We start from the raw sequence: 25,277 nt of genomic DNA, 5'->3' as shown, positions 1-25,277 counted from the left end.
GGGGTTCGTTTAACGTTCAACAGTTCATCAAGGAGCACGATCATGGGCATCTTCGGCCGCAAGAACACCACCACCCCCGCCCCTGCCGCACCGACCGCCGCGGGCCCCGACCTGACCGCGCTGACCGGCGACTACAGCATCGACCCGGCCCACAGCACGATCGGCTTCGTCGCCCGGCACGCCATGGTCACGAACGTCAAGGGCGGCTTCGAGGACTTCACCGGCACCCTTCACCTGGACGGCGCGGACCCCGCCAGTTCCACCGCCGAGATCGACGTCCAGATGGCGAGCATCGAGACCGGCAACGCCGACCGCGACGGTCACCTGAAGTCCTCCGACTTCTTCAAGATCGACGAGTTCCCGACGATGACGTTCCGCTCCACCAAGGCGGAGGCCCTGGGCGGCGACGAGTTCCGCATCACCGGCGACCTCTCCCTGCTCGGCGTCACCAAGCCGCTCACCATCGACCTGGAGTTCAACGGCGCCGCCAAGGACCCCTTCGGCAACGAGCGCGTCGGCTTCGAGGGCAAGGCGGAGATCCTGCGCTCGGAGTGGGGCCTGACCTGGAACGCGGCGCTGGAGACGGGCGGCGTGCTCGTCTCGGACAAGATCAAGCTCGTCTTCGACATCTCGGCCATCAAGCAGGCCTGAGCCTTCACGGACGGGGCGGAGCCGCTGCGAGCGGCGTTCACCGGTGACCGTGGGGCCGCTCGCTTCTCGGCCAGTGTCGGGCTTCCACGGTCCGCGTCAAGGGCGCTGCGCGTCGCCTTCGGCGATGGGCCTCCGGCCCACCCTTGACCCGGCCCGCTCCAGCCCGGGGAAGAAGCGAGCGAGCGGCCCGGAAAGGCAGTGGCCCAGGCCGGTACTGGGCCCCGGCGTCGGCTGCGCGGGGGCGTGGGTGAGGAGCGCGGTCGCGCCTCACATGCACACCGGGCCGGCCAAGCGGCTTCCGGGTTGTGGGCCTGGTGATTGGCGTATTTGTGCCAAGGAGTGGGAGCAGAAGGCCAGGTAAGCGGGGTGCGGCAGGCAGCAGGGTGGCACAAATACGCCAATCACCGATCCGGTGTGACCAGAGGGACTCACGGGGCGTCCCGCCCACCGGGCCGGAAGCCGCCAAGCCCACCCCGCGTCCGTGTCAGGCGCGGTCGCGTCCGTCGGCCGACGGGGTGGCGCGACTCCGGTGGACCGCGAACCCCGCCGGGGCCACCGTCCTTCCGGGGCGCCCGCTCGCTTCCGACCCGGGGTGGAGCGAGGGGTGTCAAGGGTGGGCCGGAGGCCCATCGCCGAAGGCGACGCGCAGCGCCCTTGACTCACCTCGCGGAGGCCCGACACTGACCGGGAAGCGGGCGGCCCGACAGCCACGTCATCGGCGGACAGTCACCGCAGCCGACCCGGGACGGCCACCTCGCCACCCCGCACCGCGAACTCGCACCACACGATCTTGCCGGGGTTCCGCTCCCCCACGCCCCACTTGTCGGCGAGGGCGGCGACGAGGAGCAAACCCCGGCCGTGTTCCGAGTCCGGGGGCGTCTCCGGGGCGCGGACCTCGCCCGGGCCGCTGTCGTGCACCTCCACGCGCAGGGCGCCGTCGCCGTGCAACTCCAGCCGGAGGAGGAAGCCCCGGCCGGCGGGGACGCCGTGGAGGAGGGCGTTGGTCGCCAACTCGCTCACGCAGAGCAGTACGTCGTCGCTGCGCTCGGCCGTGGCCCAGTCCGTCAGCGTCCGGCGCACGAACTCCCGTGCGAGCCGTACCGACCTGCGGTCCCGGCGGTAGAACGCCTGGCGCGTGTGGGGGTGTCGGGGTTCTGCGTTCATGAGGCGAGTGTCACTGTGCGTCACTACAGTGGGTCAGTGAGTGAACTCGTAGTCCTCATCACTACGAGTCCACTACGAGAGCTTGGCGTGCATACGGGGGAAAGGAACGGCCATGCACGACGCAGCGAGGCCCAAGAAGGTCGGTTCGTGGTACGCGGTCGGTGCGCTCGTGGCGCACTTCAGGAGGAAGGCCCGTCTCACGCAGGAACAGTTCGCGGAGAGGGCGAACCTCGCCGTGGACACGGTGAGGTCGATCGAGCAGGGGAGGTTAACTCTTCAACCGGATCGTGCCGAGCAGTTTGACGAACTGCTTGACACGGGCGGCGCGTTGGCGGTTGTGGTGGCCAAGCTGCCGGTGCGGGACCGGATCGTGCAGTTCGCACAGGGGCTGGTGGATCACGAGCAGGAGGCGGTGAGCATCCTCTCGTACGAGACACAGATGGTGCCGGGATTGCTTCAGACCCGGGAGTACTGCCTGGCCGCCTTCGACTCTCGCTATCCCGCGCTCGGGAGCGAGACGGCCGAGCAGTGGGTGAACGCGCGCATGGATCGGCAGATGATCTGGCAGCGGGACCGGCCGCCCGTGGGTCACTTCGTCCTGGAGGAGAGCATCCTGCGGCGGGAGGTCGGCGGACCGGAGGTCATGCGGGCGCAGATTCGTCAGATCCTGGAGTACACCGCACCGATTCACATGAGCGTGCAGATCATGCCCATGGATCTCATGCCGCACGCCGGGCTCGCGGGTCCCATGACTCTGCTGGAAACCCCCGAGCACGAGCGCCTGGTCTACCTGGAAGTGCAGCGCGCCAGCTTCCTCGTCGACGACCCAGACGAGGTCAGCGATTATCACCTGAAGTATGGAATGCTGCGGTCACAAGCCCTCTCACCCGACAAGAGCGTGCGCCTCCTGAACGGACTGCTAGGAGAGTCATGAAGACCGCAGCGCCACTGGCATGGTTCAAATCCAGCTACAGCAGCAACGAGGGCGGCAACTGCCTCGAACTCGCCTACACCTGGCGCAAGTCCACCTACAGCGGCAGCGAGGGCGGCGACTGCGTGGAAGTAGCCACCCACCCCACCGCCATCCACATCCGCGACTCCAAGAACACCACCGGCCCCGTCCTCACCCTCTCCCCCACCACCTGGAGCGAGTTCCTTGACGGCATCAACCGCTGAAGCGGAATGGGTCCACATCACCTCGTACGAGAACGTGCCGGGCCGCCCCCACCCCCTCCACGTCCTCCTCGGTTGACTGCGTGAGCGCGGCATCGACTGGATGCCGTTCGCCGAGGACGAGGTGCGGATCGACCTGATGTGCCGGGTCGGCGACGACGGGCACTGGCACGGCACGCTCGGTGTGAACGTCGAGGCCGGTGCCCTGTGGCGGCTCGGGCTGCATCCCGATCAGCCGACCTCGGTCGTGGCCGGGCCGTCGCCGCCGGCCTGGTGGCACGCAGCCGGTGAGCGTTATGCGGGACGACGGCGGTGAGAGCCGCGCCCGACCGCGTCAGAAGCTGCCCCCGCCGAAGTCCCCACCCCCACCCCCGTCGAACCCGCCGCCGCCCCCGTCCCCGAACCCGCCCCCGAAGTCCCCGGCATCGAAATCCGTCCCGGAGACATCGCCACCCTCGTACTCGCCGCCGTACCCGCCCCCGTAATCCCCACCGAAGTCCCCGTACCCGCTCCCATAGTCGGCGGCATACGTGGGCGTCGCCATCAGGCCACCCAGCACCGTGCCGACGAGAAGCCCGGGCAGGAGGCCGCCGCTGAAGTAGCCGCCTGCCCAGGGGCCGTAGGCGGGGCCGGCGTCCCAGTAGGGGCGGCGGCCGTAGTCGGTGTCGACCTCGCGGATCACGGGGTCGCGGCCGTCGGCCAGGCGGGTGGCGTCGGCGGCGCAGACGGGGACCTGGCGCGGGGCGCCGCCGGGCGGGGTCCAGGTGGCGTCGGAGACCGAGGGGCCGTGGCGGGGGTCGAAGAAGCACGGCGGGCGGCGTTCCGGGAGGGGGCGGTGCTCGCGGCGGGCGGCCAGCTGGGCGAGGGAGAAGCGGCCGTCCTCCAGCGTCTCGGTGACCGTCCGGACGTCCTCCGGTTTCCGTGCCTCGGCCATGCGCTGCTTGGCGGCCTCGTAGGCGTCCAGGGCACGCTCGTAGTCGGCGCGCATCGCGTCGTCGGCACCCGGTTCCGAGGGGTGGAAGTCCAGGCGGTCGAGTTCCTCGCCGAACGCGGTGATGTCCTCGTCCACGACCACCCGCAGCCGGTCCAGGGTGGCCCGCTGTTCTTCCTCGCGGCGCCGGCGGCTGCGTCGGACCAGCGCGTACGCGCCGGTGCCGGCGATCACGAGGACCGCGACCGTGGTGATCAGCCCGGTGGTGGACATGCCGTGGCCGTCCCCCGCCGAGCCGCCCCAGCTGCGCGGCGCGTGGCCGCCCATGTTGGCCAGGGCGCGGTCGGTGAAGTCCGCCAGCTGGGACTTGGCGTCCTCGCCCTGGACGCTGCGGACCAGGTTCTGCCGGGCCGTGGACGACATGACGGAGGAGTCGGCGCGGGCGTCGAAGCGGTCGCCGAGCCGGATGCCGTACAGGCCGGTGACGCCGGTCGCGGAGCGGAGGTCGGAGAAGAGGTTCGCGGTGGGGTAGCCGGCCGGGAGGACCGCGATGAACAGGGGTCTGTCCGCGTCCTTGATGCGGTCGGCGAGGGTGTCGGCGTCCGCGGCGGACAGCTGGTCGCGGGCCGCCGGGTCGACGTAGACCGGGCTCTGGCGCAGGGCGCGGGCGATCATGGAGACGCTGGTGTCCGCGCTCGCCCCGGGCGCGAAGAGGGTCGCCAGCGCCAGGGCGAGGGCGGCCAGGAGCAGAGCGGGGAGGCTTCGGGTCCGCGGGACGGCCTTCATACTTCGACGCTACCCGAAGCCTCCCCAAACCGGTCATTTCTGGACCTTCCGAAGGTTGTCCCTCCGGGGGTCAGGCCGCCCGGTAGGCCTCCGCCAGCTTCGCCACCGCCTTTCCGTACCTGCCGGTCAGGAGAAGGTGGTCGGCGTCGGCGAAGGGGCCCGCCACCGCCTCCGTCATGTGTCCGGCCGTCTTCTGCTGGACGAGCAGCCGGGCCTTGGTCACCAGGGTGCGTCCGGTGCGGTCGTCGCCGTGCCGCTCGGCCGCCGCCGCCCGGGCGGCGAGGGCGCGCAGGGTGGCCGTACCGCCCTTGGGGACCTCGGTGAGGGTGGTCAGGCCCCAGCCGTACGGGAACTGCGGGTCGTACGCCTTGTCGCCGACGTTGATCGGCAGCTGGGACTCGGACTTCGGCCAGGTGACCGGGAGCTGTCCGGTGAAGGGGCGCCTGCCGTAGAGGACGTCGGCGACGCCCTCGCCCTCGGTGCCGGGCAGCCAGGAGGCCACCAGGGCGTCGATCTCGTCCAGCCGGTCCCCGATCAGCTGGGGGCGGCCGGAGACGATCAGCACCGCGCACCTCATGGCCGCGCACACCTTGTCCACGGCGGCCTGGTCGGCGGCGGACAGCTTCAGGTCGTGGCCGTTGCCGACGTCTCCGACGCCCTCGGCGTACGGGGTCTCGCCCACGACGACCACACCCACGTCGTGACCGGCCAGGGGTGCCGAGGCGTCCTTCGAGTAGGTGACGTCCCCGCCCGCCTTCCGCAGGCCCTGGAGGATGGTCGTGCCGGGCACGGTGTTACCGGAGGCGCCCTGCCAGGTGAGGGTCCAGCCGCCGGTCTGGTTGCCGATGTCGTCGGCGTCGGACCCGGCGACGTACACCTTCTCGCTCTTCTTCAGCGGCAGCACTCCGCCCGCGTTCTTCAGCAGCACCTGTGATGCGGCGGCGGCCCGGCGGGCGACCTCGCGGTGGTCCGGGGAGCCGATGGCGGCGGCGCCGCGGGTGTCGGCGTACGGGTGCTCGAAGAGGCCCAGCCGGAACTTCTCGGTGAGGATGCGGGAGACCGCGTCGTCGATCCGCCGCTCGCTGATCCGGCCCGCCCTCACCTCGTCGGCGAGCGTGGTGCTGAACTCCTTGTAGCCGTACGGCACCATCATCATGTCCACGCCCGCGTTCACCGAGGCGCGGACGTGGGCGGCGTAGTCGCCGGGGAGCTGGTCGATGGCGTTCCAGTCGCTGATCACGAAGCCGGAGAAGCCCATGCGCTCCTTGAGGACCCCGTTGATCATGTCGCCGCGGGCGTGCATCTTCACCGCGCCCTTGCCGTCGCCGGTGATGTCCAGGGAGGAGTACGACGGCATGACCGTGCCGATGCCCCGCGCGACGGCCTCCTGGTACGGCGCCAGGTGGATGTCCTCCAGCTGCTCGCGGGTGACCTTGGTGATGCCCTGGTCGATGGTGTACGTCCCGGTGGTGGAGGAGCCGTAGGCGGTGCCGCCGTCGCCGACGAAGTGCTTGGCCGTGGCGAGCACCTTGTCGTTCCGGCTCAGGTCTTGGCCGTTCGCGCGGCCCTGGAGGCCCTGGATCACCGTCTCCATGGACTCGACCAGCGCCGGGTCCTCGCCGAAGGACTCGTAGGAACGGCCCCAGCGTTCGTCGCGGCTCACGCACAGGCAGGGCGCGAAGTCCCAGGGGACTCCGGTGGCGCGGACCTCGGCGGCCGTCACCGCGCCTGTCCGGTAGGCGAGTCGGGGGTCACGGGTGGCGCCGATGCCGATGTTGTGCGGCATGATCGTGGCGCCGGAGAGGTTGTTGTGGCCGTGGACCGCGTCGACTCCGTAGAGCAGCGGGATCTGGAAGCGGGTCGCCTGCGTGCGGAGCTGGAAGGCGTCGATCATCTTCGCCCAGGCCTCGGGCGTGTTGGGGGTGGGGGTCGAGCCGCCGCCGGAGAGCAGGGAGCCGAGGGCGTAGGCGGCGATGTCGTCCGGCCGGGTCATCGCGCCGCGCTCGGCCTGGGTCATCTGGCCGGCCTTCTCCGCCAGGGACATCCGGCCCAGCAGGTCCGCGACGCGCCTGCGGATCGGCAACTCGGCGTTCAGGTACGGCAGTCCGTGGGCGTCGATCACGATCTGCGGGGTCTCGGCGGGGGCCTTCGCGCCGGTGGCGGTGAGCTTCAGGGGGATGGTCTCGGCGGGTTCGGCCGTCCGGTCCCGGCGGGTGGGCACCTCGATGGTCCGGACGGTGCCGGAGGCGGTGCCGGCCGGGAAGGTGAGGGTGCCGGAGACGGGGGTGTAGTCCGTGCCGGATGCCGCGGTGCCGTCGGCCGTGGCGTAGGTGACGGTCACCGGGTCGGTCAGCGGCTGGTCGCCGGTGGTGGCGAGGGTGACCTTCACCCGGGCCGTGCCGCCCTCCTCGACCGGGACCACGGGGGCGTCGGTGGTGACGGAGGCGCGCAGGGCCTGGTCGGCCCCGCCGTACAGCTCCACGCGGTCCATGGCGAAGTCGCCCTTGGCGCCCGGTGGGAGGGTGACGGCGTAGCCCCACATCTCCTTCAGGCCGAGGACGTGGTCGATGCCGCCGACGGGCTGGTAGTCGGTGCGGTAGGTGAAGTCGGTGAAGGGGAGGCTGATCTGCTTCCAGCCGGTGAAGTCGTCGGTGAAGGAGGTGGTCCAGAGTTCGGAGGCCTCGCCGTGGGAGCCGCCGTCCTTGATCTCGAAGGTGATCTTCCTGCCGTTGTTCCGGCCCTCCCACCACAGCCGGATGCCCTGGTGGGCGGACCAGTCGTGGGCGGGTGCGGTGGCGGCGAAGTCGTGGGTGAAGCCGCCGTAGCCGCTGATGTCGTAGCCGCCGGTGAGCACCTTGGCGCCCTGGGGGGCGTCGGCGCGGTCGGCGAGGCGGAGCGTGGGCGGGTCGTCGGCGTCGCCGCCCCAGGGGAAGATGCCCTCGGCGGGCTGGGCGGCGAAGGGCACCTCGCCTTCGAAGCGGTCGACGGGGACGGGGGACGGTTCGTCGGCGGCGCTCGCGGTCGCCGCCCAGGGCAGCAGACCGGCGAGGAGTGCGGCGGAGGCGAGCAGGGCGGTTCTTCGCATGGACCTTCCCTCGGCTCTCGTGGTTCACTCAGTTCACTCAGGACTTAGCTCACGACGTGAGTTAACTAGGGGCACTCACCCCCGTCAAGACGACCCGTCAGCTCCGCCGATCCACGAGGGATCCGAGAGGAAGGGCGACGCACCATGAGGAGATCCCCCCGCACCGTCCGGCTGCTGCTCGCCGGGCTGCTCTCCGCCGCCGGTGTCAGCGTGGCCGCACCCCCCGCGCACGCGGCCGGTGAGCAGGTCACCGCCTGGCTCACCACCACCGACGACTCCGCCGGCCGGCACGTCGTGCGCGGCCTGCAACCGCAGACGCCGTTCGCCTTCCAGTCCGGGACGGGCGGTGGCGGCGAGAACATCACCGTGGACGAGAACACCCGCTACCAGACCTTCACCGGCGGCGGCGCGTCCTTCACGGACACCGCCGCCTGGCTGATGAACAGCAGCGGGGCACTGTCACCGGCGACCCGGGACGCGACCATGCGCAAGCTGTTCTCGCCGACGGACGGCATCGGCCTGTCGTTCCTGCGCAACCCGATGGGCGCCTCCGACCTCGCGCGCTACGGCTACACCTACGACGACGTGCCGGCCGGCCAGACCGACCCGTCCCTGGCGAAGTTCTCCATCGCCCACGACTTGGCCGACGTCGTCCCGCTCACCAGGCAGGCGCTCCGGCTGAACCCCGCTCTGACTGTCATGGCCTCGCCATGGACGGCGCCGGCCTGGATGAAGGACAGCGGCTCCCTCAACGGCGGCTGGCTGAAGGCCGAGGACTACGGGGCGTACGCCTCCTACTTCGTGAAGTACCTCCAGGCCTACAAGGACCAGGGCATCGACGTCCGCTACGTCACCGCGCAGAACGAGCCGACCTGTTGTTCCGGCTACCCGTCGATGAGCTGGAACGCGAGCGGTCTCGCCTACTTCACGAAGAACGAGCTGCTGCCGAAGCTCCAGGCGGCCGGCCTGACCACCAAGGTGCTGGCGCACGACTGGAACTGGGACGTCTACGACTCCTACGCCGCCCAGACCGTGGACGACCCGGCGATCCGCAACCACCCCAACTTCGGCGGCATCGCCTGGCACGGCTACGGCGGTGACGTCGGCAAGCAGACGACCGTGCACAACCAGTACCCGGCGCTGGACGCCTTCGGCACCGAGCACTCCGGCGGCACCTGGATCGCCAACCAGCAGCGCGAGGACATGAACAACATCATCGACTACACCCGCAACTGGGCGAAGTCGGTGACCAAGTGGTCGCTGGCCGTGGACCAGGACAGGGGCCCGCACAACGGCGGCTGCGGCACCTGCACCGGCCTGGTCACCGTGCACAACGGCGACGGCGCGAGCGGGACCGTGGACTACACCGTCGAGTACTACGACATGGGCCACCTGACCAAGTTCGTCCGCCCCGGCGCCCAGCGGATCGCCTCCACCGCGTCCACCGCCGTGCCCAACGTGGCCTGGCGCAACCCGGACGGCAGCAAGGCGCTGATCGCCTACAACGACTCGTCGTCGGCCCGGACCGTGACGATCAACTGGGGTGCCCAGCACGCCACTTACTCGCTGCCCGGCAAGACCTCGGCCACCTTCACCTGGTCCGGCACCCAGTCCGGCGGCGGCGGACGGACCGGCGCGTTCGTCGGGATCGCCGGCAAGTGCCTGGACGTGGCGGGCGGTTCGAGCGCCAACGGTACGGCGGTGCAGCTCTACGACTGCAACGGCACCGCCGCCCAGCAGTGGACCGTCCAGGCCGACGGATCGGTCCAGGCGCTCGGCAAGTGCCTGGACGTGACCTCCGGTTCGACCGCCGACGGGGCCAAGGCGCAGTTGTACGACTGCAACGGAACCGGTGCCCAACGGTGGTCGTACAACGCGTCCACCGGTGATGTGGTGAACACGGCGGCGGACAAGTGCCTCGACGTCACGGACAACTCGTCCGCGAACGGGACCCGGATCCAGATCTGGTCGTGCACCGGGGCCGCCAACCAGAAGTGGGCACTGAGGTAGGGCGGAGCATGAGACGTACGGGGGCCGTGACGGCAGGGGTCGTCGGCGGGATGCTGCTGCTGAGCGGCTGCGGCGCCGTCGACCTGCCGCTCGCGGGGGTGCGGGTCGCGGCGGACGGGACACCGTACGCGGTGGTGCGGCCGTGCGGGGACGACAGCTACCAGAGCCTGTACCTGGACGGGCGGCCCCGCGCCGGTGAGGAGGGCCCCGTCACCACCGGGTGGCACGCGAAGAAGGAAGGGCTGCGCGGCGACGCCGACTTCCCCCTCTTCGACCCGCCCGCCCGCTGGCAGGCCCGGCACCGGGGGACCCAGCGGCTGCTCCCCCGGCACCACTACGTCCTGGGATTCGGGCACTACACCGGCGACGACTCCTACAACGGGACCGTGGAGTTCACCGGCGAGCAGATCGGTCGGCTGAAGCCCGGGCAGGTGTGGGCGGACGGCCGGGCGATGAGCCCCGGCGCGTTCGAGCGACTCGCCGGCGACTCGTGCTGAGCGCGGGACGGTGTGGCGTGCTGCGGATCGGCCGTCCGGGGACCAAGGTGGGGGTATGACCACACCGCAGGATCTGTTCCTCGTGAGCCTCGACGTCTCCGGTGAGCGTCCCGTCGAGCAGGGTGATCTGGCGCTGGCGCTCGCCGGGGCCGAGCTGATCGACCTCCTCGGCATGCGGGCGCTCACGCTGGAGGGCGAGCGCATCGTGCCCGGGCCGGTGCTGACCACGGGTGACCGGATGCTGGACGAGGCCGGGGCGCGGCTCGTCCGCGAGGAGCCGTACGAGAGGGTCGAGGACTGGCTGTGGCGGCGCGGCGAGGGGCTGGCCGTGGCCTACCGCGACGTGCTGGAGGCCGAGGGGCAGATCACCGGCAAGCGCCGGCACTGGTGGCCGGTCGGGGGCGGCGGTGACACCTCGGCCGGTACCCCGGCCGACACGCCCGCGCGGCGGCACGCGGCCGACCGTTGGGAGTCCCGGGACCCGGTCCTCACCGGCCTCGCCGGCACCCTGGGTATCCAGCCCGACCCGCCGGCCGACGCGGAGCCCGACGACCAGGCGGCGCTCACCGTGCTGCTGGCGGTCGGCGACGCGGTCACCGAGCTGGAGGCCGTCCGCGAGCGGCGCCGCATCGAGAACATCGCCTTCGACAACATCTGGCGGGCCCCCTGAGCCTCCCGGCCGCCGCCGGCCGCAAGGGATCAGCCGGCCGCAAGGGAACAGCCGGCCTCACAGGATCAGCTGGCCGATGCCCAGGAGGTTGCCCTCGCTGTCGCGGAACCACGCGCCGCGCTCCCCGCGCGCGCCCTTGCTCGGGTAGTTGCCGTCGATGTCGGCGATGCCCTCCCGGGTGCGGAAACCGGGCACGTCGACCTCCTCGAAGGCCACGCCCCGGCGGCGCAGCTCGGTCACGACCCCCTCGATGTCGTCCACCTCGAAGGCCATCTGGGTGAAGGTGCCGGGCGAGGCCCCCGTCGAGCGGAACACGACGAAGTCCGCGCCCGCGCACCGGTACAGCAGCCCGCCGGGCCGCTCGTCCACCGGGTACAGGCCGAGCTTCTCGGCGTAGAAGCGCCGGGCCCGGTCCAGGTCCCGCGCGGGCAGCCGGGTCGCGACACGGGCCCCGGACAGCACGTCACTCGTGTGTGAGGTCATACCTCCACTGTGGCTACTCGGCCGGTTCCACGCCCGCGCGGAGTAGGCCGTACGTGTACGCGTCCTCCAGGGCCTGCCAGGAGGCGGCGATGACGTTCTCGGCCACACCGACCGTGGACCACTCGCCGGAGCCGTCCGAGGTGGAGATCAGCACGCGGGTGGTGGAGGAGGTGCCGTGCTTGCCCTCCAGGATGCGGACCTTGTAGTCGACCAGCTCCAGCTTGGCGAGCTGCGGGTAGATCTTCTCCAGCGCCACGCGCAGGGCCCGGTCCAGGGCGTTGACCGGGCCGTTCCCCTCGGCGGTGGCGACGATCCGCTCGCTCTTGGCCCACAGCTTGACCGTGGCCTCGTTGGCGTGGGTGCCGTCGGGCCGGTCCTCCACGATGGCCCGCCAGGACTCGACGTCGAAGTACTTCAGCGGCCGGCCCTCGACCTCGGCGCGCAGCAGCAGCTCGAAGGAGGCGTCGGCGGCTTCGTAGGTGTAGCCCTTCAGCTCCCGTTCCTTGACCCGCTCGACCACCCGGCCGACCAGCTCGCGGTCGCCGCCCAGGTCGATGCCGAGTTCCTTGCCCTTCAGCTCGACCGAGGCGCGGCCCGCCATGTCGGAGACCAGCATGCGCATGGTGTTGCCGACCAGCTCGGGGTCGATGTGCTGGTACAGGTCCGGGTCGACCTTGATGGCGGAGGCGTGCAGACCGGCCTTGTGCGCGAAGGCGGACACGCCGACGTACGGCTGGTGGGTGGAGGGGGTGAGGTTGACGACCTCGGCGATGGCGTGGGAGATGCGGGTCATCTCGCGCAGCCGGCCCTCGGGCAGCACCTTCTTGCCGTACTTCAGCTCCAGGGCCGCGACCACCGGGAACAGGTTGGCGTTGCCGACGCGCTCGCCGTAGCCGTTGGCCGTGCACTGCACGTGGGTGGCGCCGGCGTCGACGGCGGCCAGGGTGTTGGCGACCGCGCAGCCGGTGTCGTCCTGGGCGTGGATGCCGAGCCGGGCGCCGGTGTCGGCGAGGACGGTGGAGACGACCGCGTGGACCTGGGCGGGGAGCATGCCGCCGTTGGTGTCGCAGAGGATGACGACGTCGGCGCCGGCCTCGGAGGCCGTGCGGACGACAGCCTTGGCGTACTCGGGGTTGGCGCGGTAGCCGTCGAAGAAGTGCTCGCAGTCCACGAAGACCCGGCGGCCCTGGTCCTTCAGGTACGACACGGTGTCGCGGACCATCTCCAGGTTCTCGTCCAGGGTGGTGCGCAGCGCCAGCTCCACGTGCCGGTCGTGCGACTTGGCGACCAGGGTGATCACCGGGGCGCCGGACTCCAGCAGCGCGTTGACCTGCGGGTCGTCGGCGGCTTTCGCGCCGGCGCGGCGGGTGGCGCCGAAGGCGACCAGCTGGGCGTGCCGGAAGTCGATCTCCGCCTGCGCGCGGGCGAAGAACTCGGTGTCGCGGGGGTTGGCGCCGGGCCAGCCGCCCTCGATGAAGCCGACGCCGAAGTCGTCCAGGTGCCGGGCGATGGCGAGCTTGTCCGCGACGGTGAGGTTGATGCCCTCGCGCTGCGCGCCGTCGCGCAGCGTGGTGTCGAAGACGTGGAACGAGTCGTCCAGCTCGTTGGTTGCCGTCTCGGTCATGGTGTCAAGGCTCCTGTTGTGGATCTTCGGTCTTTACCGGAATGACCGGCTCCACCGTTCCTCCCATGCTCCCTCGCGCTCCGTCTCACGGCTGTGGGTGGGCCGGAAAACGAAAAAACCCCTCGCGGGTGCGAGAGGTCTGCGCGCGGGTCGAGGACGACGGTGGCCACCCGCACCTGGTCGTACGAGGTGGTCACTGCGGACCGGCGCGCCTGCTGCCCATAATCATGGCGAACGAGAGCACGGGGGCAGTCTGGCACAGCACCGCCCCCCGCTCACCGACCGTCTCAGGATGCGGGCGTCAGGCTGGACTCCCCGGAGTCCTGGGCGGCCTTCACCCGGGCCAGATCAAGGTCCTTCGTCTCGCGCATGGTGACGTACACCACGAGGGAGACGGCGGCACAGGCGGCCACGTACCAGTAGAAACCCGACTCGATGCCGCCCTTCTTGAACCACAGCGCGACGTATTCCGCGGTGCCGCCGAAGAGGGCGTTGGCGATGGCGTACGGCAGGGCGACACCGAGCGCGCGCACCCCGGTCGGGAACAGCTCGGCCTTCACACAGGCGTTGATGGAGGTGTAGCCGGTGACCACCACCAGCGCGAGCAGGGCCAGGCCGAGGGCGGGCCAGTAGCCGTCCGCATGCTTGAGGAGCGTCATGATCGGCACCGTGAGGAAGGTGGAGCCGACGGCGAAGGTGATCAGCAGCGGGCGGCGGCCGATCCGGTCGGAGAGGGCGCCCGCGAGCGGCTGGAGGCAGGCGAAGACGATCAGCGCGGTGAAGGAGACCAGGGTCGCGGTCTGCTTGGACAGGCCCGCCGAGTTGGACAGGTACTTGGTGAGGTAGGTGGTGTACGTGTAGTACGCCACCGTGCCGCCCATGGTGAGGGCGATGACCAGGAACGCCTCCCGCTTGTGCTGCCACAGCGCGCGCAGCGTGCCGCGCTCCCCGGCGTGCGAGGTGTCCTCCTCGTAGACCTCGGTCTCCAGCATGTTCCGGCGCAGGTAGAAGATGACGGCCGCGCCGAGCGCGCCGACCACGAACGGGATCCGCCAGCCGTAGCTGTGCAGGGCGTCGTCGGACATGGTGCGCTGCAGGACGATCTGGAGGCCGAGGCCGACGATCTGGCCGGCCGTCATGGACACGTACTGGAAGCTGGAGGCGAAGCCGCGCCGCTTGGGGTCCGAGGCCTCGGTGAGGTAGGTGGCGCTGGCCGCGTACTCGCCGCCCACCGACAGGCCCTGGAGCAGGCGGGCGACGAGCAGCACGAGGGCTCCGCCGTAGCCGGCCACCGCGTAGGTCGGGGCGACGGCGATGAGGACCGCCGAGGCAGACATCAGCGTGACGGTCATGGTCAGCGCGGCCTTGCGGCCCTTGCGGTCACCGACCCTGCCCAGCAGCCAGCCGCCCACGGGGCGCATGAAGAAGCCGACGGCGAAGATGCCGGCGGTGTTCATCAGCTGGGCCGTGGGGTTGCCGCTCGGGAAGAACGCGCCGGCGAAGTACGTGGCGAAGCTCGCGTACACGAACCAGTCGAACCACTCGACCATGTTGCCCGCCGAGCCGACCCAGATCTTCTTCCAGTGTTGTCGTCCCATGGGACGTTACCTGCCCGGTGGCACGACCAGCAACGCATCCCCGATGAACTCCCGCACATGCCGGAGCACTTGTTCACGGTCGGTACCCCGCAACCCGATGGCCACGTGGATGGAGAAGCCGTCGAGCAGCGCGCGCAGCCTCGCGGCGAAGCGGTCCGCGTCCACCCGGCGGAACTCCCCGCGGGAGATGCCCTCGGCGATCAGTGCGACCAGGTCGCGGTGCCAGGCGCCCTCGATCGCGGCCTGCCGGGCGCGGGCGTCGTCGTCCGCGTTCTGCGAGCGGTTCCAGACCTCCAGCCAGAGGGTCCAGTGCGGGTCGCGGTGCCCGTCGGGTACGTACAGGTCGACGTAGTCGGACAGCCGCTCGCGGGCGGTTCCCGGCGCCGCGAGGAGGCGGCCCCGCTCCGCGCCCAGCCGGCCCTCGCTCCACTCCAGGGTCTGGAGCAGCAGTTCGTCCTTGGAGTGGAAGTAGTACAGCAGATGGCCGCTGCTCATGCCGACCTCGCGGCCGAGCCCCGCCATGGTGAGCTTCTCCAGACCGCGCTCGGCGATCATGTCCATGGCGGCGGCGAGAACCTCCTCGCGCGGCGGCGCGTTCCTGCGCGCCCGGCCCGCACCGGCCATCTGCTGCTCCTGTACGTGTCAGACCTTCGGCTGCTGTTGCGTGATGCAGTGGATACCGCCTCCGCCTGCGAAGATCGTACGCGCGTCCACCAGGGTCACGGTCCGCTCCGGGAACAGCCGGCGGAAGATCCCGGCGGCGATCTCGTCGCGCGGGTCCTCGAAGCCGCACAGCACCAGGCCGCCGTTGCAGATGTAGTGGTTGATGTAGGAGTAGTCGGCCCAGTGGCCGTCGGCCTCCAGGACGGTCGGCGCGGGTACCTCCACGACCTCCAGGCGGCGGCCCCGGGCGTCGGTCGCCGACTTCAGCAGGCCGATGACCTCCTTGGTGACCTCGTGGTCGGGGTGCGCCGGGTCCGGCTGGTGGTGCGCGACGACGACACCGGGGCGGGCGAAGGCGGCGACGATGTCGACGTGGCCGAGGGTGCCGAAGCCGTAGGGAGGGTAGTCGCCGGTCAGGCCGCGCGGCAGCCAGATGGCCTTCTCCGTGCCGAGCTGGGCGTGGATCTCCGCCTCGACCTCCGCCTTCGTCCAGTGCGGGTTGCGTTCGGGGCCGAGCTGCACGGTCTCGGTGAGCAGCACGGTGCCCTCGCCGTCGACGTGGATCGCACCGCCCTCGTTGACCAGCGCCGAGGCGTACGTCTTCGCGCCCGCGAGGTCGGAGACGTACGCGCCGATCTTGGAGTCGTGCTCCCAGCGGGCCCAGTCCTGGGCGCCCCAGCCGTTGAAGGTCCAGTCGACGGCGGCCAGGTGGCCCTTGCCGTCGGTGAGGAAGGTGGGGCCGATGTCCCGCATCCAGGCGTCGTCCAGCTCCCGCTCGACGGTGTCGATGCCGGGGCCGAGGAGGGCCTGCGCCTCGGTGGACTGGCCGGGCCCGCACACGACGGTCACCGGCTCGAAGCGGCGGATCGCGCGGGCGACGGACGCCCAGGCGATCCGGGCGGCGGCCAGGTCGTCCGGGTCGTCGAAGGTGGGGTTGGGGCCGGGCCAGGCCATCCAGGTGCGCTCGTGCGGGGTCCACTCGGCGGGCATGCGGAAGCCGTCGGCGGCAGCAGACATGGTGATCCTTGTGATGCTCAGAGGAAGTACAGGCGGTTGAGGGAGACGGAGTCGGCGGGCTCGGAGCGCAGCGGGTCGCCGTCGAGGGTGACCAGTCCGGTGCGCTGGTCGACGTCGACCGCTCCGGTACGGGAGTTCAGGCGCAGGTCGGCGGGGCCGATGCCCCGGGTGCCGCGCACGGCGACCCGGCGGCGCCGGGTGGGCATCGTGTCGCTGCCCTGGTCGACGGCGGCCTGGGCGACGAACGCCACCGAGATGTCGGCGGCCGTCGCGCCGTACGAGCCGAACTGCGGGCCCAGCACGAGGGGTTCGCAGGTGTCGGTGGCCGCGTTCGGGTCGCCGACCACGCCGTACGCCGGGAAGCCGGCCTTGAGCACGAGCTGCGGCTTGGCGCCGAAGTACTCCGGGCGCCACAGCACGATGTCGGCGAGCTTGCCGACCTCGATCGAGCCGACCTCGTGGGCGAGGCCGTGGGCGATGGCCGGGTTGATGGTCAGCTTGGCCATGTAGCGCAGGACGCGGGCGTTGTCGTCGCCGTCGCCGTCGCCGTCCAGGGGGCCCAGCTCGGCCTTCATCTTGCCGGCCATGGCGAAGGTACGGCGGACCGTCTCGCCGGCCCGGCCCATGCCCTGGGCGTCGGAGGAGGTGATGCCGATCGCGCCCAGGTCGTGCAGCACGTCCTCGGCGCCCATGGTGCCGGCCCGGATCCGGTCGCGGGCCATGGCAGCGTCGCCGGGCAGGTCGGGCTTGAGGTCGTGGACGGAGACGATCATGCCGTAGTGCTCGGCGACCGCGTCCCGGCCGAAGGGCAGGGTGGGGTTGGTGGAGGAGCCGATGACGTTCGGGACGCCGGCCATCTTCAGCACGTTCGGTACGTGTCCGCCGCCGCAGCCCTCGATGTGGAAGGCGTGGATCGTGCGGCCCTCCAGGACGCGCAGGGTGTCCTCGACCGACAGGCACTCGTTCAGGCCGTCGCTGTGCAGGGCCACCTGGACGTCGTGCTCCTCGGCGACCCGGAGCGCGGTGTCCAGCGCGCGCGTGTGGGCGCCCATGTCCTCGTGCACCTTGAAGCCGCTGGCCCCGCCCTCGGCCAGGGCCTCGATCAGCGGCGCCGCGTGGGAGGACGAACCCCGGCCGAGGAAGCCGATGTTGACCGGCCAGGCGTCGAAGGCGTTGAAGGCGTGCCGGAGCGCCCAGGGCGAGTTGACGCCGACGCCCCACACCGGGCCGAACTCCTGCCCGATGACCGTGGTGACGCCGGAGGCGAGGGACGCCTCCATGATGCGCGGTGACAGCAGGTGGACGTGGGTGTCGACGGCACCGGCGGTGGCGATCAGTCCCTCGCCGGAGACGATCGAGGTGCCGGTGCCGACGACGACGTCCACACCGTCGAGGGTGTCCGGGTTGCCGGCCCGCCCGATGGCGTGGATGCGGCCCTCGCGGATGCCGATGGACACCTTGCGGATGCCCTGGACCGGGTCGATGACGACGACGTTGCTGATCACGACGTCACAGGTGTCGCGGACGGCGGCGGCCTTGAGGTGCAGTCCGTCGCGGGCGGTCTTGCCGAAGCCGGCGAGGAATTCGTCGCCGTACTTCTGGGCGTCGGACTCCACCCGGACGGTCAGCCCGCTGTCGCCCAGGCGGATGCGGTCGCCGGCGCGGGGGCCGTGGGTGGCGGCGTACTCGTAGGGGGTGAGACGGCGGGCTTCGGCGGGGTGCCCTCCGGGTCGGCTCATCGGTTGCCCTCCTCACGGGGAACTCCCAGGTATCCGCAGGCGGCGGCCCTGCGCAGCGCTTCCTCCCTGGCTCCGGGCGCGTCCAGCGGCCCGTCGACCAGACCGGCGAAACCGATCGCGATCCGGTCGCCGCCGATCGGGACGAGCCCGACCTCGGCGCTCTCCCCCGGTCCGAAGCGCACCGAGGACCCGGCGGGCACGGCGAGCCGCATGCCGTAGGCCTGCCGGCGGTCGAAGTCGAGCCGCGGGTTGGCCTCGAAGAAGTGGAAGTGGGAGGTGACGGATACCGGCACGGTCGCGGTGTTGGTGACGGTGAGGTGCAGGGCGGGCCCGGGCTCGGGGTGCTCAGGGCCCGGCAGCAGTGCGCCGGGACCCTCCGGGCCCGAGCCGCCGCCGATGGGGTCGGAGACGACCGCGAGCCGGGAGCCGTCGTCGAAGACGGCCTCGACCATCACCTCGGTGACGACGTCGGCGACGCCCGGCAGGACGTCCTCGGGGCCGAGCACCGAGCGGGCCGCCTCGATCGCCTCGGCGAGCCGCCTGCCGTCCCGCGCGGCCTCGCAGACGGTGTCCGCGATCAGCGCGGTGGCCTCGGGCACGTTCAGCCGGAGACCGCGTGCCCGGCGGGCCCGGGCCAGCTCCGCGGCTCCGAAGAGCAGCAGCCGGTCACGTTCCGTGGGGGTCAGTCTCACGACCCGGCACCTCCTTGCCTTCACCAGATTAGAGCAACACTCTAAACACAGATTTCTTGAAACAGAAGCATTGACCCGGGCCGACGCTTCACGTCACATTGAACGTCGCTCTAAACCAGTGAGGCGGCCGTCGAAGGAGACCAGCCATGCCGATTGAACAGCGCGGTGTCGACACCATCCCGGACGAGGAACGGACCAGCGGGCCACGCGACCTCGTGTCGATCCTGCTCGGCTCCAACCTCTGCCTCGGGGTGATCATCTTCGGCTGGCTGCCGCCGTCCTTCGGGCTCGGCTGGTGGGCGTCGGTGAGCTCGATCGTGGCGGGCACGGTGATCGGCACCGGGTTCACCGCCCCGCTCGCTCTGGTCTCCCTGCGCACCGCGACCAACCTGTCCACCTCCTCCGGTGCCCAGTTCGGCGTGCGCGGCCGGCTCGTCGGCTCCGTGGTCGGACTGCTGCTGGCCCTCGGCTACACCGCGCTGACGGTGTGGATCGGCGGGGACGTGATGCTGATGGTCCTCGGCCGGCTCTTCGGGGTGCCGGCGGGCGGGGTGTCGTACGCCCTCGTCTACGCGGTGCTCGCCGCGGCGACCGTCGCGGGCGCGGTCTACGGCTACCGGGTGCTGCTCGCCATGTCCCGGGTGCTGGCCGTGGGCATGACGGCCCTGCTGCTGCTCGGCGTCCTCGCCTACGCCCCGCACTTCACCACCGCCGCGCTGCCGGACGCGGGCGGCTATCTGCTGGGCTCCTTCTGGCCCACCTGGTTCCTGGCGGCGGTGGCGGCGGGCCTGTCCGGCCCCATCGCCTTCATCACCCTGCTCGGCGACTACACCCGCTACATCTCGCCGGCCCGGCACTCCTCGCGCCGGGTGCTGCACGCCACCTGGCTCGGCCTGATCCTCGGCCTGCTGGTCCCCCAGCTCTTCGGCACCTTCACGGCGTACGCGGCACGCGCGGCCACCGACTACGCGGGCCCGCTGGTCGCGGCCTCCCCCACCTGGTACCTGGTCCCGCTGCTGCTGTCCGCGTCGGCCGGCTCGGTCGGCAACGCGGGTCTGATGCTGTACTCCATGGGTCTGGACCTGGACGCGATCCTGCCCCGCGCCTCCCGCGCCCGCGCCACCTACACGGTCGCCGTCGTGGCCACGGCCTGCGTCTTCGCCGGCCACTACGCCTGGGACGCGCAGTCGGCGATGACGTCCTTCGTGCTCCTCCTCACCGCCATCGGCACCCCCTGGGCGGTCATCACCCTCATCGGCTTCGCCCGCTGCCGCGGTGTGTACGACGCCGACGCCCTCCAGGTCTTCAACCGCCGCTCGCGGGGCGGGATCTACTGGTACCGGGCGGGCTGGAACCCGCGGGCGACCGTGTCCTGGGCGCTGGGCGCCGTGGTCGGCCTGCTGGCGGTGTCCCTGCCGTCGTACGAGGGCCCGCTGCTGGCCTGGACGGGCGGGGTGGACTGCAGCTTCCTGCTGTCGGGGCTGGTCGGCGGAGTGGCGTACCTGCTGCTGACGCTCACCGAGGAGCGCCCCGAAGGGGCACGGGGAACTGCGCGACGAGCCACGGCCGACCCGCAGACGATCGACGGCCTGTCACGCAGTTCCCGCTGAGTCGTCAGCCGACGCGGTGCATCCAGCCGTGCTTGTCCTCGGCCGTACCGCGCTGGAGGTCGAGGAGGGCCTGGCGCAGGCGCAGGGTGACCTCGCCGGGCTCTCCGCCGGACTGCTGCCACTCCCCGCCGGCCCGCTTGACGGTGCCGACCGGGGTGATCACGGCGGCGGTGCCGCAGGCGAAGACCTCGGTGAGGGTGCCGTTCTCGGAGTCGCGCTGCCACTGGTCGACGGAGACGCGGCCCTCCTCGGACTCGTAGCCGAGGTCACGGGCGACGGCCAGCAGGGAGTCGCGGGTGACGCCCTCCAGGATGGAGCCGGTCAGGGTGGGCGTGATGATCTTGTTGCCGTACACGAAGTACAGGTTCATCCCGCCCAGTTCCTCGACCCACTTGTGCTCGACCGCGTCGAGGTAGCAGACCTGGTCGCAGCCCTTGGCGGCGGCCTCGGCCTGGGCGAGCAGGGACGCGGCGTAGTTGCCGCCGGTCTTGGCGTCGCCCATGCCGCCGGGGACGGCGCGGACGCGGTCCTCGGAGACCCAGATGGAGACCGGCTTGACGCCGCCCGGGAAGTAGGCGCCGGCCGGGGAGGCGATGACGATGAACAGGTACTCGTTGGCGGGCTTGACGCCGAGGCCGACCTCGGTGCCGATCATGAACGGGCGCAGGTACAGCGACTGCTCGCCGCCGTGCGCGGGCACCCAGTCGACGTCCTGCCGGACCAGGGCGTCGCAGGCCTCGATGAACGTCTCGACCGGCAGCTCGGGCATGGCGAGGCGGCGGGCGGAGCGCTGGAAGCGCTTGGCGTTCTGGTCCGGGCGGAACATGGCCACCGAGCCGTCGGGCTGGCGGTAGGCCTTCAGGCCCTCGAAGATCTCCTGGGCGTAGTGGAGGACGTTGGTGGCCGGGTCGAGGGGGATCGGCGCGTACGGAACGAGCTGGCCGTCGTGCCAGCCCCGGCCCTCCGTCCACTTGATCGTCACCATGTGGTCGGTGAAGTGGCGGCCGAACCCGGGGTTGGCCAGGATCGCCTCGCGCTCTGCGGCGGCGAGCGGGCTGGCGGAGGGCTTGAGCTCGATCGTGGGCGTCGTCATGTGTTGTCCTTCACCGGTTGTAGTGACGGGCCGCGCTCACGCCTGTACTGCTGGTCGCCAGTGCTAGGACGTCCGAGCATTCCCTCATATCGCGGCTCCGCGTTCGATTATCGCGCGGGGGCGGTAGCGGACGGAATCGGGGTGAAGCGGCCCAGGGGTTGATGGTGGCACCCGGCGAGGCACAGGAAAAGCCGCCGGGTGCGGTTGCGACCCGGCGGCTCGTTGGTAGCGCGGCGGGTCAGCCGGCTACGCGTACGGCGAGCGCGTCGCCGATCTCGGAGGTGGAACGGGCCGGCTTCCCGGCGCGCTCGGTGAGGTCGGCGGCGACCGCCGTGTCGATGCGGTCGGCCTCGTCGTCGTAGCCGAGGTGGCGCAGCAGCAGGGCGACGGACAGCACCGTGGCGGTCGGGTCGGCCTTGCCCTGGCCGGCGATGTCGGGCGCGGAACCGTGGACCGGCTCGAACATCGAGGGGAACTCGCGGGAGGGGTTGATGTTCCCGCTCGCGGCCACGCCGATGCCGCCGGAGACGGCCGCGGCGAGGTCGGTGATGATGTCGCCGAAGAGGTTGTCGGTGACGATGACGTCGAAGCGGGCCGGGTCGGTGACCAGGTAGATGGTGGCCGCGTCGACGTGGATGTAGTCGGTGGTGACCTCGGGGTACTCCTGGGCCACCTTGTTGAAGACGTTCGTCCACAGGTGCCCGGCGAAGCTCAGCACGTTGTTCTTGTGGACCAGCGTGAGCTTCTTGCGCGGGCGGGCCTGGGCGCGCTCGAAGGCGTCGCGGACCACGCGCTCGACACCGAAGGCGGTGTTGACGGACACCTCGGTGGCGACCTCGTGCTCGGTGCCCTTGCGGATGGTGCCGCCGTTGCCGGTGTACGGGCCCTCGGTGCCCTCGCGGACCACGACGAAGTCGATCTCCGGCTGGCCGGCGAGCGGGGTGGCGACGCCGGGGAGCAGCTTCGACGGGCGCAGGTTGACGTGGTGGTCGAAGGCGAAGCGGAGCTTGAGCAGGAAGCCGCGCTCCAGGACGCCGGACGGCACCGACGGGTCGCCGATCGCGCCGAGCAGGATGGCGTCGTGCTGCTTGAGCCGCTCCAGGTCGGCGTCGGTGAGGGTCTCACCGGTCGCGTGGTAGCGCCGGGCGCCGAAGTCGTACTCCTTGGTCTCCAGCTTCACATCCTGCGGCAGGACGGCGGAGAGGACCTTGAGACCCTCGGCCACGACCTCCTGGCCGATGCCGTCACCGGGGATCACTGCGAGATTGATGCTGCGAGACATGCCGGGCACCCTACTCCTCGTCCCATGGGATGACACGCACTGTCCGGCATACGGACACCCGGACGGGCTGCGGGTGTCATCCCGTCGGCCGCCGTTCGCCCTTGCGCGGCAGGGGTGTTGGCGGCCGGCGGTCCGGCTCAGTGGCCGGTCGCACCGCCGTTGTCCCGGCGGTCGAGGGCGCGCTGGAGGGCGGCGGCGGCGTTCTTGCGGTCGGACTCGCTCGTGCGGGACACGTGGCGGACTCGGCGGCGGACGGTCGTCTCGGCCATGGCAATCGACTCCTTGGGCGTACGTGGAGCACGGCAGTGAGGGTGTGCGAGACGCCGGAAGGGGCGGGGAGCGCTCGGCCGCAGGGGTTGCCTGCACGGGGCCCGGCTCACGACCGCCATTCGCTGGATCGAGCGAGACGTTCGGCTCCTACAAAGCTAAGGGAGTCGCGCGCCTGTGTCTGCACAATTACTCGGACTTCCTACTATCTGAGACGGTAGACCGGGTCACACCGCCCTGAGCTGGGCTTTCGTGCGTTCGGGGGTACTCCGGCCGAGGGAGCGCAGGATGCGGACGAGGGCTCGTACGGGGGTGGTGGCGGCCAGTTCCGCAGTGGTCGCGTAGCCGACGCAGCGGTACGGCCGTCCCGGCCCGAGGTCGGTGATCCGTACCGAGGGCGGGGCGGCGGTGAGCGACAGCGCGGGCATGATCGCCATCCCGAGACCGCTGCCCACCATGGACAGCACCGCCCCGTCGTCCTCAGCGGTGACGGTCGCCGCGGGGATCCAGTCCTGGGCGGCCCACCAGTCCCGGGTGTAGGAGCCGCAGTTCTCCGCCCAGTCGACCAGCGGCAGGGAGCGCGGTGCCGGGTGCCCGGCCGGGCGCACCAGGGAGTACGGCTCCTCCAGCAGCACCCCGCCGACCAGCCCGGCGGGCAGTTCCGCCCGGTCGCCGAGGGTGGCGATGCCGAGGTCGGCCCGGCCGGCGGCGACCTCGCCCGCGGTGCCCGGGCCCAGTTCCCGTACGACGGTGACGGTCACCTCGACGCCGGGGTGCAGGGCGGCCAGCCGGTCCAGGGCGGGCGGCAGCAGATGCAGGGCCGCGCTGCGGAACGCGGCGATCCGCAGCCGGCCGGCGACCTCGCCGGTGTCCGCGCGCCGGACGTCGGCGGCCATCGCCTCCAGCAGGCGCAGCACCCGCCGGGCATGGACGGCGGCCCGCTCCCCGGCGGGCGTCGGCCGGGCGCCGAACCGCCCGCGCTCGAACAGCACGGCACCCAGCTTCCGTTCGATGCCGCGCACGGCGTGGGAGACCGCGGACTGGGTGGCCCCGAGCCGGACGGCGGCGCTGGAGAAACCGCCCTCCTCGGCGACGGCGACGAGGATGCGAAGCTCCTGCGGGGCAAGATCGGATGCGCTCATTCGGGGTCTCCCACCTGCTGCCATGAGCCGGTTTCATGGATCGGCACGTTCCATGAGCCCAACTGCCTGCCCGGGCCGGGGATTCCTCCGTACGGTCCCCTGCCATGACCGACACCGCGATCACCGTGCACCAGACCGCCCGCCCCGCCGGCTTCCCGACCGCCGCCCACTTCCGTTTCACCGAGTCCCCGGTCCCCGCACCGGCGCCCGGCACGGCCCTGGTGGAGAACCTGTACTGGTCGGTGGACCCGTACCACCGCGAACTGATGGACGGCGGCTTCGCGTTGGACGCCCCGCTGGAGGGCCGCACGCTGGGCCGGGTGACGGCCTCCCGCACCCCGTCCCTGGCCGAGGGTGAGATCGTCCTCCACCGGCAGGGCTGGCGCACCCACGCGGTGGTCGGCCCCGAGGAGGTCCGCCGGATCCCCCGGCACCCGGGCGTCCCGCTCTCGGCGTACCTGAGCGTGCTCGGCGGCACCGGCCTGACCGCCTACATCGCCCTCACCCGGATCGCCCGGCTGCGGGAGGGCGAGGACCTGTTCGTCTCCGGCGCGGCGGGCGGGGTCGGCACGGCGACCGGCCGCTTCGCCCGGCTGCTCGGCGCGGGCCGGGTGACCGGCAGCGCGGGCAGCCCGGACAAGGCGGCGTACCTGACGGAGCACGCCGGTTACGACGCGGCCTTCGACTACCGCTCCGGCCCGGTCGCCGACCTGCTCGCCCAGCACGCCCCCACGGGCATCGACGTCTTCGTGGACAACGTCGGCGGGGACCACCTCGGTGCCGCGGTCGGCGCGCTGCGCGAGCGGGGCCGGGTGGTGCGGGTCGGCACGATCAGTCAGTACAACACCCCGGACGCGCCCGCGGTGCTGTTCGACCACGCCGACGTGGTGGAGAAGAGCCTGCGCATCGAGGGCTTCCTGGTGCGGGACCACCAGGACGCGCAGGAGGAGCTGTACGACTTCGCCGTACCGCATCTGCGGAGCGGGGCGCTGGTGGCGGACGAGACCGTGGTCGACGGGTTCGAGCGGATCGTGGAGGCGTTCCTGCTGATGCTGCGCGGCGGCAACACCGGGAAGATCCTGGTGCGCGCGGCCTGAGCG

Annotated in this window: 23 protein-coding genes; 9 read left to right on the top strand and 14 right to left on the bottom strand. The window is 71.4% G+C overall.

What is annotated here, in order from left to right; genetic code table 11:
* Positions 1-42 precede the first annotated feature (42 nt).
* Positions 43-651 carry a YceI family protein gene (locus tag ACZ4U1_RS26005; protein ID WP_467906408.1) on the top strand — a complete coding sequence of 203 codons (609 nt, stop codon included), beginning with the start codon at positions 43-45 and terminating at the stop codon, positions 649-651.
* Between the two features lie 726 nt (positions 652-1,377).
* Here the strand turns inward: ACZ4U1_RS26005 and ACZ4U1_RS26000 are convergent.
* Complete coding sequence (locus ACZ4U1_RS26000; protein WP_467906406.1) at positions 1,378-1,815, bottom strand: ATP-binding protein; 438 nt, start codon at positions 1,813-1,815, stop codon at positions 1,378-1,380.
* A gap of 112 nt (positions 1,816-1,927) precedes the next feature.
* Here ACZ4U1_RS26000 and ACZ4U1_RS25995 point away from each other — a divergent pair, with 112 nt between their 5' ends.
* The 3 genes from ACZ4U1_RS25995 to ACZ4U1_RS25985 all read left to right on the top strand — a co-directional run bounded on the left by ACZ4U1_RS25995 (position 1,928) and on the right by ACZ4U1_RS25985 (position 3,304).
* Positions 1,928-2,749: a helix-turn-helix domain-containing protein gene (locus ACZ4U1_RS25995; protein ID WP_467906404.1), complete on the top strand. Its 822-nt coding sequence runs from the start codon at positions 1,928-1,930 to the stop codon at positions 2,747-2,749.
* Positions 2,746-2,991 carry a DUF397 domain-containing protein gene (locus ACZ4U1_RS25990; protein WP_467906402.1) on the top strand — a complete coding sequence of 82 codons (246 nt, stop codon included), beginning with the start codon at positions 2,746-2,748 and terminating at the stop codon, positions 2,989-2,991. The genes ACZ4U1_RS25995 and ACZ4U1_RS25990 overlap by 4 nt, the downstream gene beginning before the upstream one ends.
* Before the next feature lie 100 nt (positions 2,992-3,091).
* Positions 3,092-3,304, top strand: coding sequence for a hypothetical protein (locus ACZ4U1_RS25985; protein ID WP_388322356.1), 213 nt, complete (start codon positions 3,092-3,094; stop codon positions 3,302-3,304).
* Positions 3,305-3,322: 18 nt separating this feature from the next.
* Here the strand turns inward: ACZ4U1_RS25985 and ACZ4U1_RS25980 are convergent, their stop codons facing one another.
* A complete protein-coding gene (locus ACZ4U1_RS25980) occupies positions 3,323-4,705 on the bottom strand; it encodes a hypothetical protein (protein ID WP_467906400.1) in 1,383 nt (460 codons plus the stop codon).
* A gap of 70 nt (positions 4,706-4,775) precedes the next feature.
* A complete protein-coding gene (locus tag ACZ4U1_RS25975; protein WP_467906398.1) occupies positions 4,776-7,790 on the bottom strand; it encodes a glycoside hydrolase family 3 protein in 3,015 nt (1,004 codons plus the stop codon).
* 144 nt (positions 7,791-7,934) lie between these two features.
* Between ACZ4U1_RS25975 and ACZ4U1_RS25970 the strand changes: the two genes are divergently transcribed.
* Genes ACZ4U1_RS25970 through ACZ4U1_RS25960 form a run of 3 tightly spaced genes read left to right on the top strand, consistent with a single transcriptional unit; the run spans position 7,935 to position 10,967 of the window.
* Positions 7,935-9,800 (top strand): ricin-type beta-trefoil lectin domain protein, encoded by a 1,866-nt coding sequence (locus tag ACZ4U1_RS25970; protein WP_467906397.1) that lies wholly within the window; start codon positions 7,935-7,937, stop codon positions 9,798-9,800.
* 8 nt (positions 9,801-9,808) lie between these two features.
* Entirely contained in the window at positions 9,809-10,297 is a 489-nt protein-coding gene (locus tag ACZ4U1_RS25965; protein WP_467906395.1) for a hypothetical protein, read from the top strand.
* A 55-nt stretch (positions 10,298-10,352) separates the two neighbouring features.
* Positions 10,353-10,967 (top strand): GPP34 family phosphoprotein, encoded by a 615-nt coding sequence (locus ACZ4U1_RS25960; RefSeq protein WP_467906393.1) that lies wholly within the window; start codon positions 10,353-10,355, stop codon positions 10,965-10,967.
* Positions 10,968-11,024: 57 nt separating this feature from the next.
* Here the strand turns inward: ACZ4U1_RS25960 and ACZ4U1_RS25955 are convergent, their stop codons facing one another.
* The 7 genes from ACZ4U1_RS25955 to ureA all read right to left on the bottom strand — a co-directional run bounded on the left by ACZ4U1_RS25955 (position 11,025) and on the right by ureA (position 18,783).
* Positions 11,025-11,450 (bottom strand): VOC family protein, encoded by a 426-nt coding sequence (locus tag ACZ4U1_RS25955; RefSeq protein ID WP_467906392.1) that lies wholly within the window; start codon positions 11,448-11,450, stop codon positions 11,025-11,027.
* A gap of 13 nt (positions 11,451-11,463) precedes the next feature.
* Positions 11,464-13,074 (bottom strand): citramalate synthase, encoded by a 1,611-nt coding sequence (gene cimA, locus ACZ4U1_RS25950; protein ID WP_467906390.1) that lies wholly within the window; start codon positions 13,072-13,074, stop codon positions 11,464-11,466.
* 287 nt (positions 13,075-13,361) lie between these two features.
* A complete protein-coding gene (locus ACZ4U1_RS25945) occupies positions 13,362-14,672 on the bottom strand; it encodes an MFS transporter (protein WP_467906389.1) in 1,311 nt (436 codons plus the stop codon).
* A 6-nt stretch (positions 14,673-14,678) separates the two neighbouring features.
* Positions 14,679-15,296 (bottom strand): TetR/AcrR family transcriptional regulator, encoded by a 618-nt coding sequence (locus ACZ4U1_RS25940; RefSeq protein WP_467906388.1) that lies wholly within the window; start codon positions 15,294-15,296, stop codon positions 14,679-14,681.
* Between the two features lie 18 nt (positions 15,297-15,314).
* Positions 15,315-16,352, bottom strand: a complete 1,038-nt coding sequence (locus ACZ4U1_RS25935) for an agmatine deiminase family protein (protein WP_467906387.1) — start codon at positions 16,350-16,352, stop codon at positions 15,315-15,317.
* Between the two features lie 17 nt (positions 16,353-16,369).
* Positions 16,370-18,091, bottom strand: a complete 1,722-nt coding sequence (locus tag ACZ4U1_RS25930; protein WP_467906386.1) for an urease subunit alpha — start codon at positions 18,089-18,091, stop codon at positions 16,370-16,372.
* Positions 18,088-18,783: an urease subunit gamma gene (gene ureA / locus ACZ4U1_RS25925; protein WP_467906384.1), complete on the bottom strand. Its 696-nt coding sequence runs from the start codon at positions 18,781-18,783 to the stop codon at positions 18,088-18,090. Before ureA ends, ACZ4U1_RS25930 begins: the two co-directional genes overlap by 4 nt.
* A 146-nt stretch (positions 18,784-18,929) precedes the next feature.
* Here ureA and ACZ4U1_RS25920 point away from each other — a divergent pair, with 146 nt between their 5' ends.
* Positions 18,930-20,393: a cytosine permease gene (locus ACZ4U1_RS25920; RefSeq protein WP_467906382.1), complete on the top strand. Its 1,464-nt coding sequence runs from the start codon at positions 18,930-18,932 to the stop codon at positions 20,391-20,393.
* Positions 20,394-20,397: 4 nt separating this feature from the next.
* On the opposite strand, the gene ACZ4U1_RS25915 is transcribed toward ACZ4U1_RS25920, so the two are convergent.
* From ACZ4U1_RS25915 to ACZ4U1_RS25900, 4 genes are all read right to left on the bottom strand, one after another.
* Positions 20,398-21,486, bottom strand: a complete 1,089-nt coding sequence (locus ACZ4U1_RS25915) for a branched-chain amino acid aminotransferase (RefSeq protein WP_467906381.1) — start codon at positions 21,484-21,486, stop codon at positions 20,398-20,400.
* 238 nt (positions 21,487-21,724) lie between these two features.
* Positions 21,725-22,768: a 3-isopropylmalate dehydrogenase gene (locus tag ACZ4U1_RS25910; protein WP_467906379.1), complete on the bottom strand. Its 1,044-nt coding sequence runs from the start codon at positions 22,766-22,768 to the stop codon at positions 21,725-21,727.
* A gap of 137 nt (positions 22,769-22,905) precedes the next feature.
* On the bottom strand, positions 22,906-23,037 hold the full coding sequence (locus ACZ4U1_RS25905; protein WP_103782913.1) for a hypothetical protein: 132 nt from the start codon (positions 23,035-23,037) through the stop codon (positions 22,906-22,908).
* Positions 23,038-23,262: 225 nt separating this feature from the next.
* Positions 23,263-24,177 (bottom strand): LysR family transcriptional regulator, encoded by a 915-nt coding sequence (locus ACZ4U1_RS25900; protein WP_467906377.1) that lies wholly within the window; start codon positions 24,175-24,177, stop codon positions 23,263-23,265.
* A gap of 104 nt (positions 24,178-24,281) precedes the next feature.
* On the opposite strand from ACZ4U1_RS25900, the gene ACZ4U1_RS25895 reads away from it, so the two are divergent.
* The gene (locus ACZ4U1_RS25895; protein ID WP_467906376.1) at positions 24,282-25,274 is read left to right on the top strand and encodes an NADP-dependent oxidoreductase; all 993 of its coding nucleotides are present in this window, start codon (positions 24,282-24,284) and stop codon (positions 25,272-25,274) included.
* Positions 25,275-25,277 lie beyond the last annotated feature (3 nt).

This window comes from Streptomyces sp. NPDC028928 (assembly GCF_055564915.1).
The sequence above is the reverse complement of the archived record's forward strand: the minus strand, read 5'-3'. Positions and strand labels throughout refer to the sequence as shown.

What these genes read in the sequence shown, in the direction of transcription:
- ACZ4U1_RS25900 (WP_467906377.1), bottom strand. Translation starts at nt 24,177, where the DNA reads ATGAGCGCATCCGATCTTGCCCCGCAGGAGCTTCGCATCCTCGTCGCC.
- ACZ4U1_RS25990 (WP_467906402.1), top strand. Translation starts at nt 2,746, where the DNA reads ATGAAGACCGCAGCGCCACTGGCATGGTTCAAATCCAGCTACAGCAGC.
- ACZ4U1_RS25955 (WP_467906392.1), bottom strand. Translation starts at nt 11,450, where the DNA reads ATGACCTCACACACGAGTGACGTGCTGTCCGGGGCCCGTGTCGCGACC.
- ACZ4U1_RS25920 (WP_467906382.1), top strand. Translation starts at nt 18,930, where the DNA reads ATGCCGATTGAACAGCGCGGTGTCGACACCATCCCGGACGAGGAACGG.
- ACZ4U1_RS26005 (WP_467906408.1), top strand. Translation starts at nt 43, where the DNA reads ATGGGCATCTTCGGCCGCAAGAACACCACCACCCCCGCCCCTGCCGCA.
- ACZ4U1_RS25965 (WP_467906395.1), top strand. Translation starts at nt 9,809, where the DNA reads ATGAGACGTACGGGGGCCGTGACGGCAGGGGTCGTCGGCGGGATGCTG.
- ACZ4U1_RS25985 (WP_388322356.1), top strand. Translation starts at nt 3,092, where the DNA reads ATGCCGTTCGCCGAGGACGAGGTGCGGATCGACCTGATGTGCCGGGTC.
- ACZ4U1_RS26000 (WP_467906406.1), bottom strand. Translation starts at nt 1,815, where the DNA reads ATGAACGCAGAACCCCGACACCCCCACACGCGCCAGGCGTTCTACCGC.
- ACZ4U1_RS25915 (WP_467906381.1), bottom strand. Translation starts at nt 21,486, where the DNA reads ATGACGACGCCCACGATCGAGCTCAAGCCCTCCGCCAGCCCGCTCGCC.
- ACZ4U1_RS25895 (WP_467906376.1), top strand. Translation starts at nt 24,282, where the DNA reads ATGACCGACACCGCGATCACCGTGCACCAGACCGCCCGCCCCGCCGGC.
- ACZ4U1_RS25935 (WP_467906387.1), bottom strand. Translation starts at nt 16,352, where the DNA reads ATGTCTGCTGCCGCCGACGGCTTCCGCATGCCCGCCGAGTGGACCCCG.
- ACZ4U1_RS25960 (WP_467906393.1), top strand. Translation starts at nt 10,353, where the DNA reads ATGACCACACCGCAGGATCTGTTCCTCGTGAGCCTCGACGTCTCCGGT.
- ACZ4U1_RS25980 (WP_467906400.1), bottom strand. Translation starts at nt 4,705, where the DNA reads ATGAAGGCCGTCCCGCGGACCCGAAGCCTCCCCGCTCTGCTCCTGGCC.
- ACZ4U1_RS25930 (WP_467906386.1), bottom strand. Translation starts at nt 18,091, where the DNA reads ATGAGCCGACCCGGAGGGCACCCCGCCGAAGCCCGCCGTCTCACCCCC.
- ACZ4U1_RS25995 (WP_467906404.1), top strand. Translation starts at nt 1,928, where the DNA reads ATGCACGACGCAGCGAGGCCCAAGAAGGTCGGTTCGTGGTACGCGGTC.
- cimA (WP_467906390.1), bottom strand. Translation starts at nt 13,074, where the DNA reads ATGACCGAGACGGCAACCAACGAGCTGGACGACTCGTTCCACGTCTTC.
- ACZ4U1_RS25975 (WP_467906398.1), bottom strand. Translation starts at nt 7,790, where the DNA reads ATGCGAAGAACCGCCCTGCTCGCCTCCGCCGCACTCCTCGCCGGTCTG.
- ACZ4U1_RS25910 (WP_467906379.1), bottom strand. Translation starts at nt 22,768, where the DNA reads ATGTCTCGCAGCATCAATCTCGCAGTGATCCCCGGTGACGGCATCGGC.
- ACZ4U1_RS25945 (WP_467906389.1), bottom strand. Translation starts at nt 14,672, where the DNA reads ATGGGACGACAACACTGGAAGAAGATCTGGGTCGGCTCGGCGGGCAAC.
- ACZ4U1_RS25970 (WP_467906397.1), top strand. Translation starts at nt 7,935, where the DNA reads ATGAGGAGATCCCCCCGCACCGTCCGGCTGCTGCTCGCCGGGCTGCTC.
- ACZ4U1_RS25940 (WP_467906388.1), bottom strand. Translation starts at nt 15,296, where the DNA reads ATGGCCGGTGCGGGCCGGGCGCGCAGGAACGCGCCGCCGCGCGAGGAG.
- ACZ4U1_RS25905 (WP_103782913.1), bottom strand. Translation starts at nt 23,037, where the DNA reads ATGGCCGAGACGACCGTCCGCCGCCGAGTCCGCCACGTGTCCCGCACG.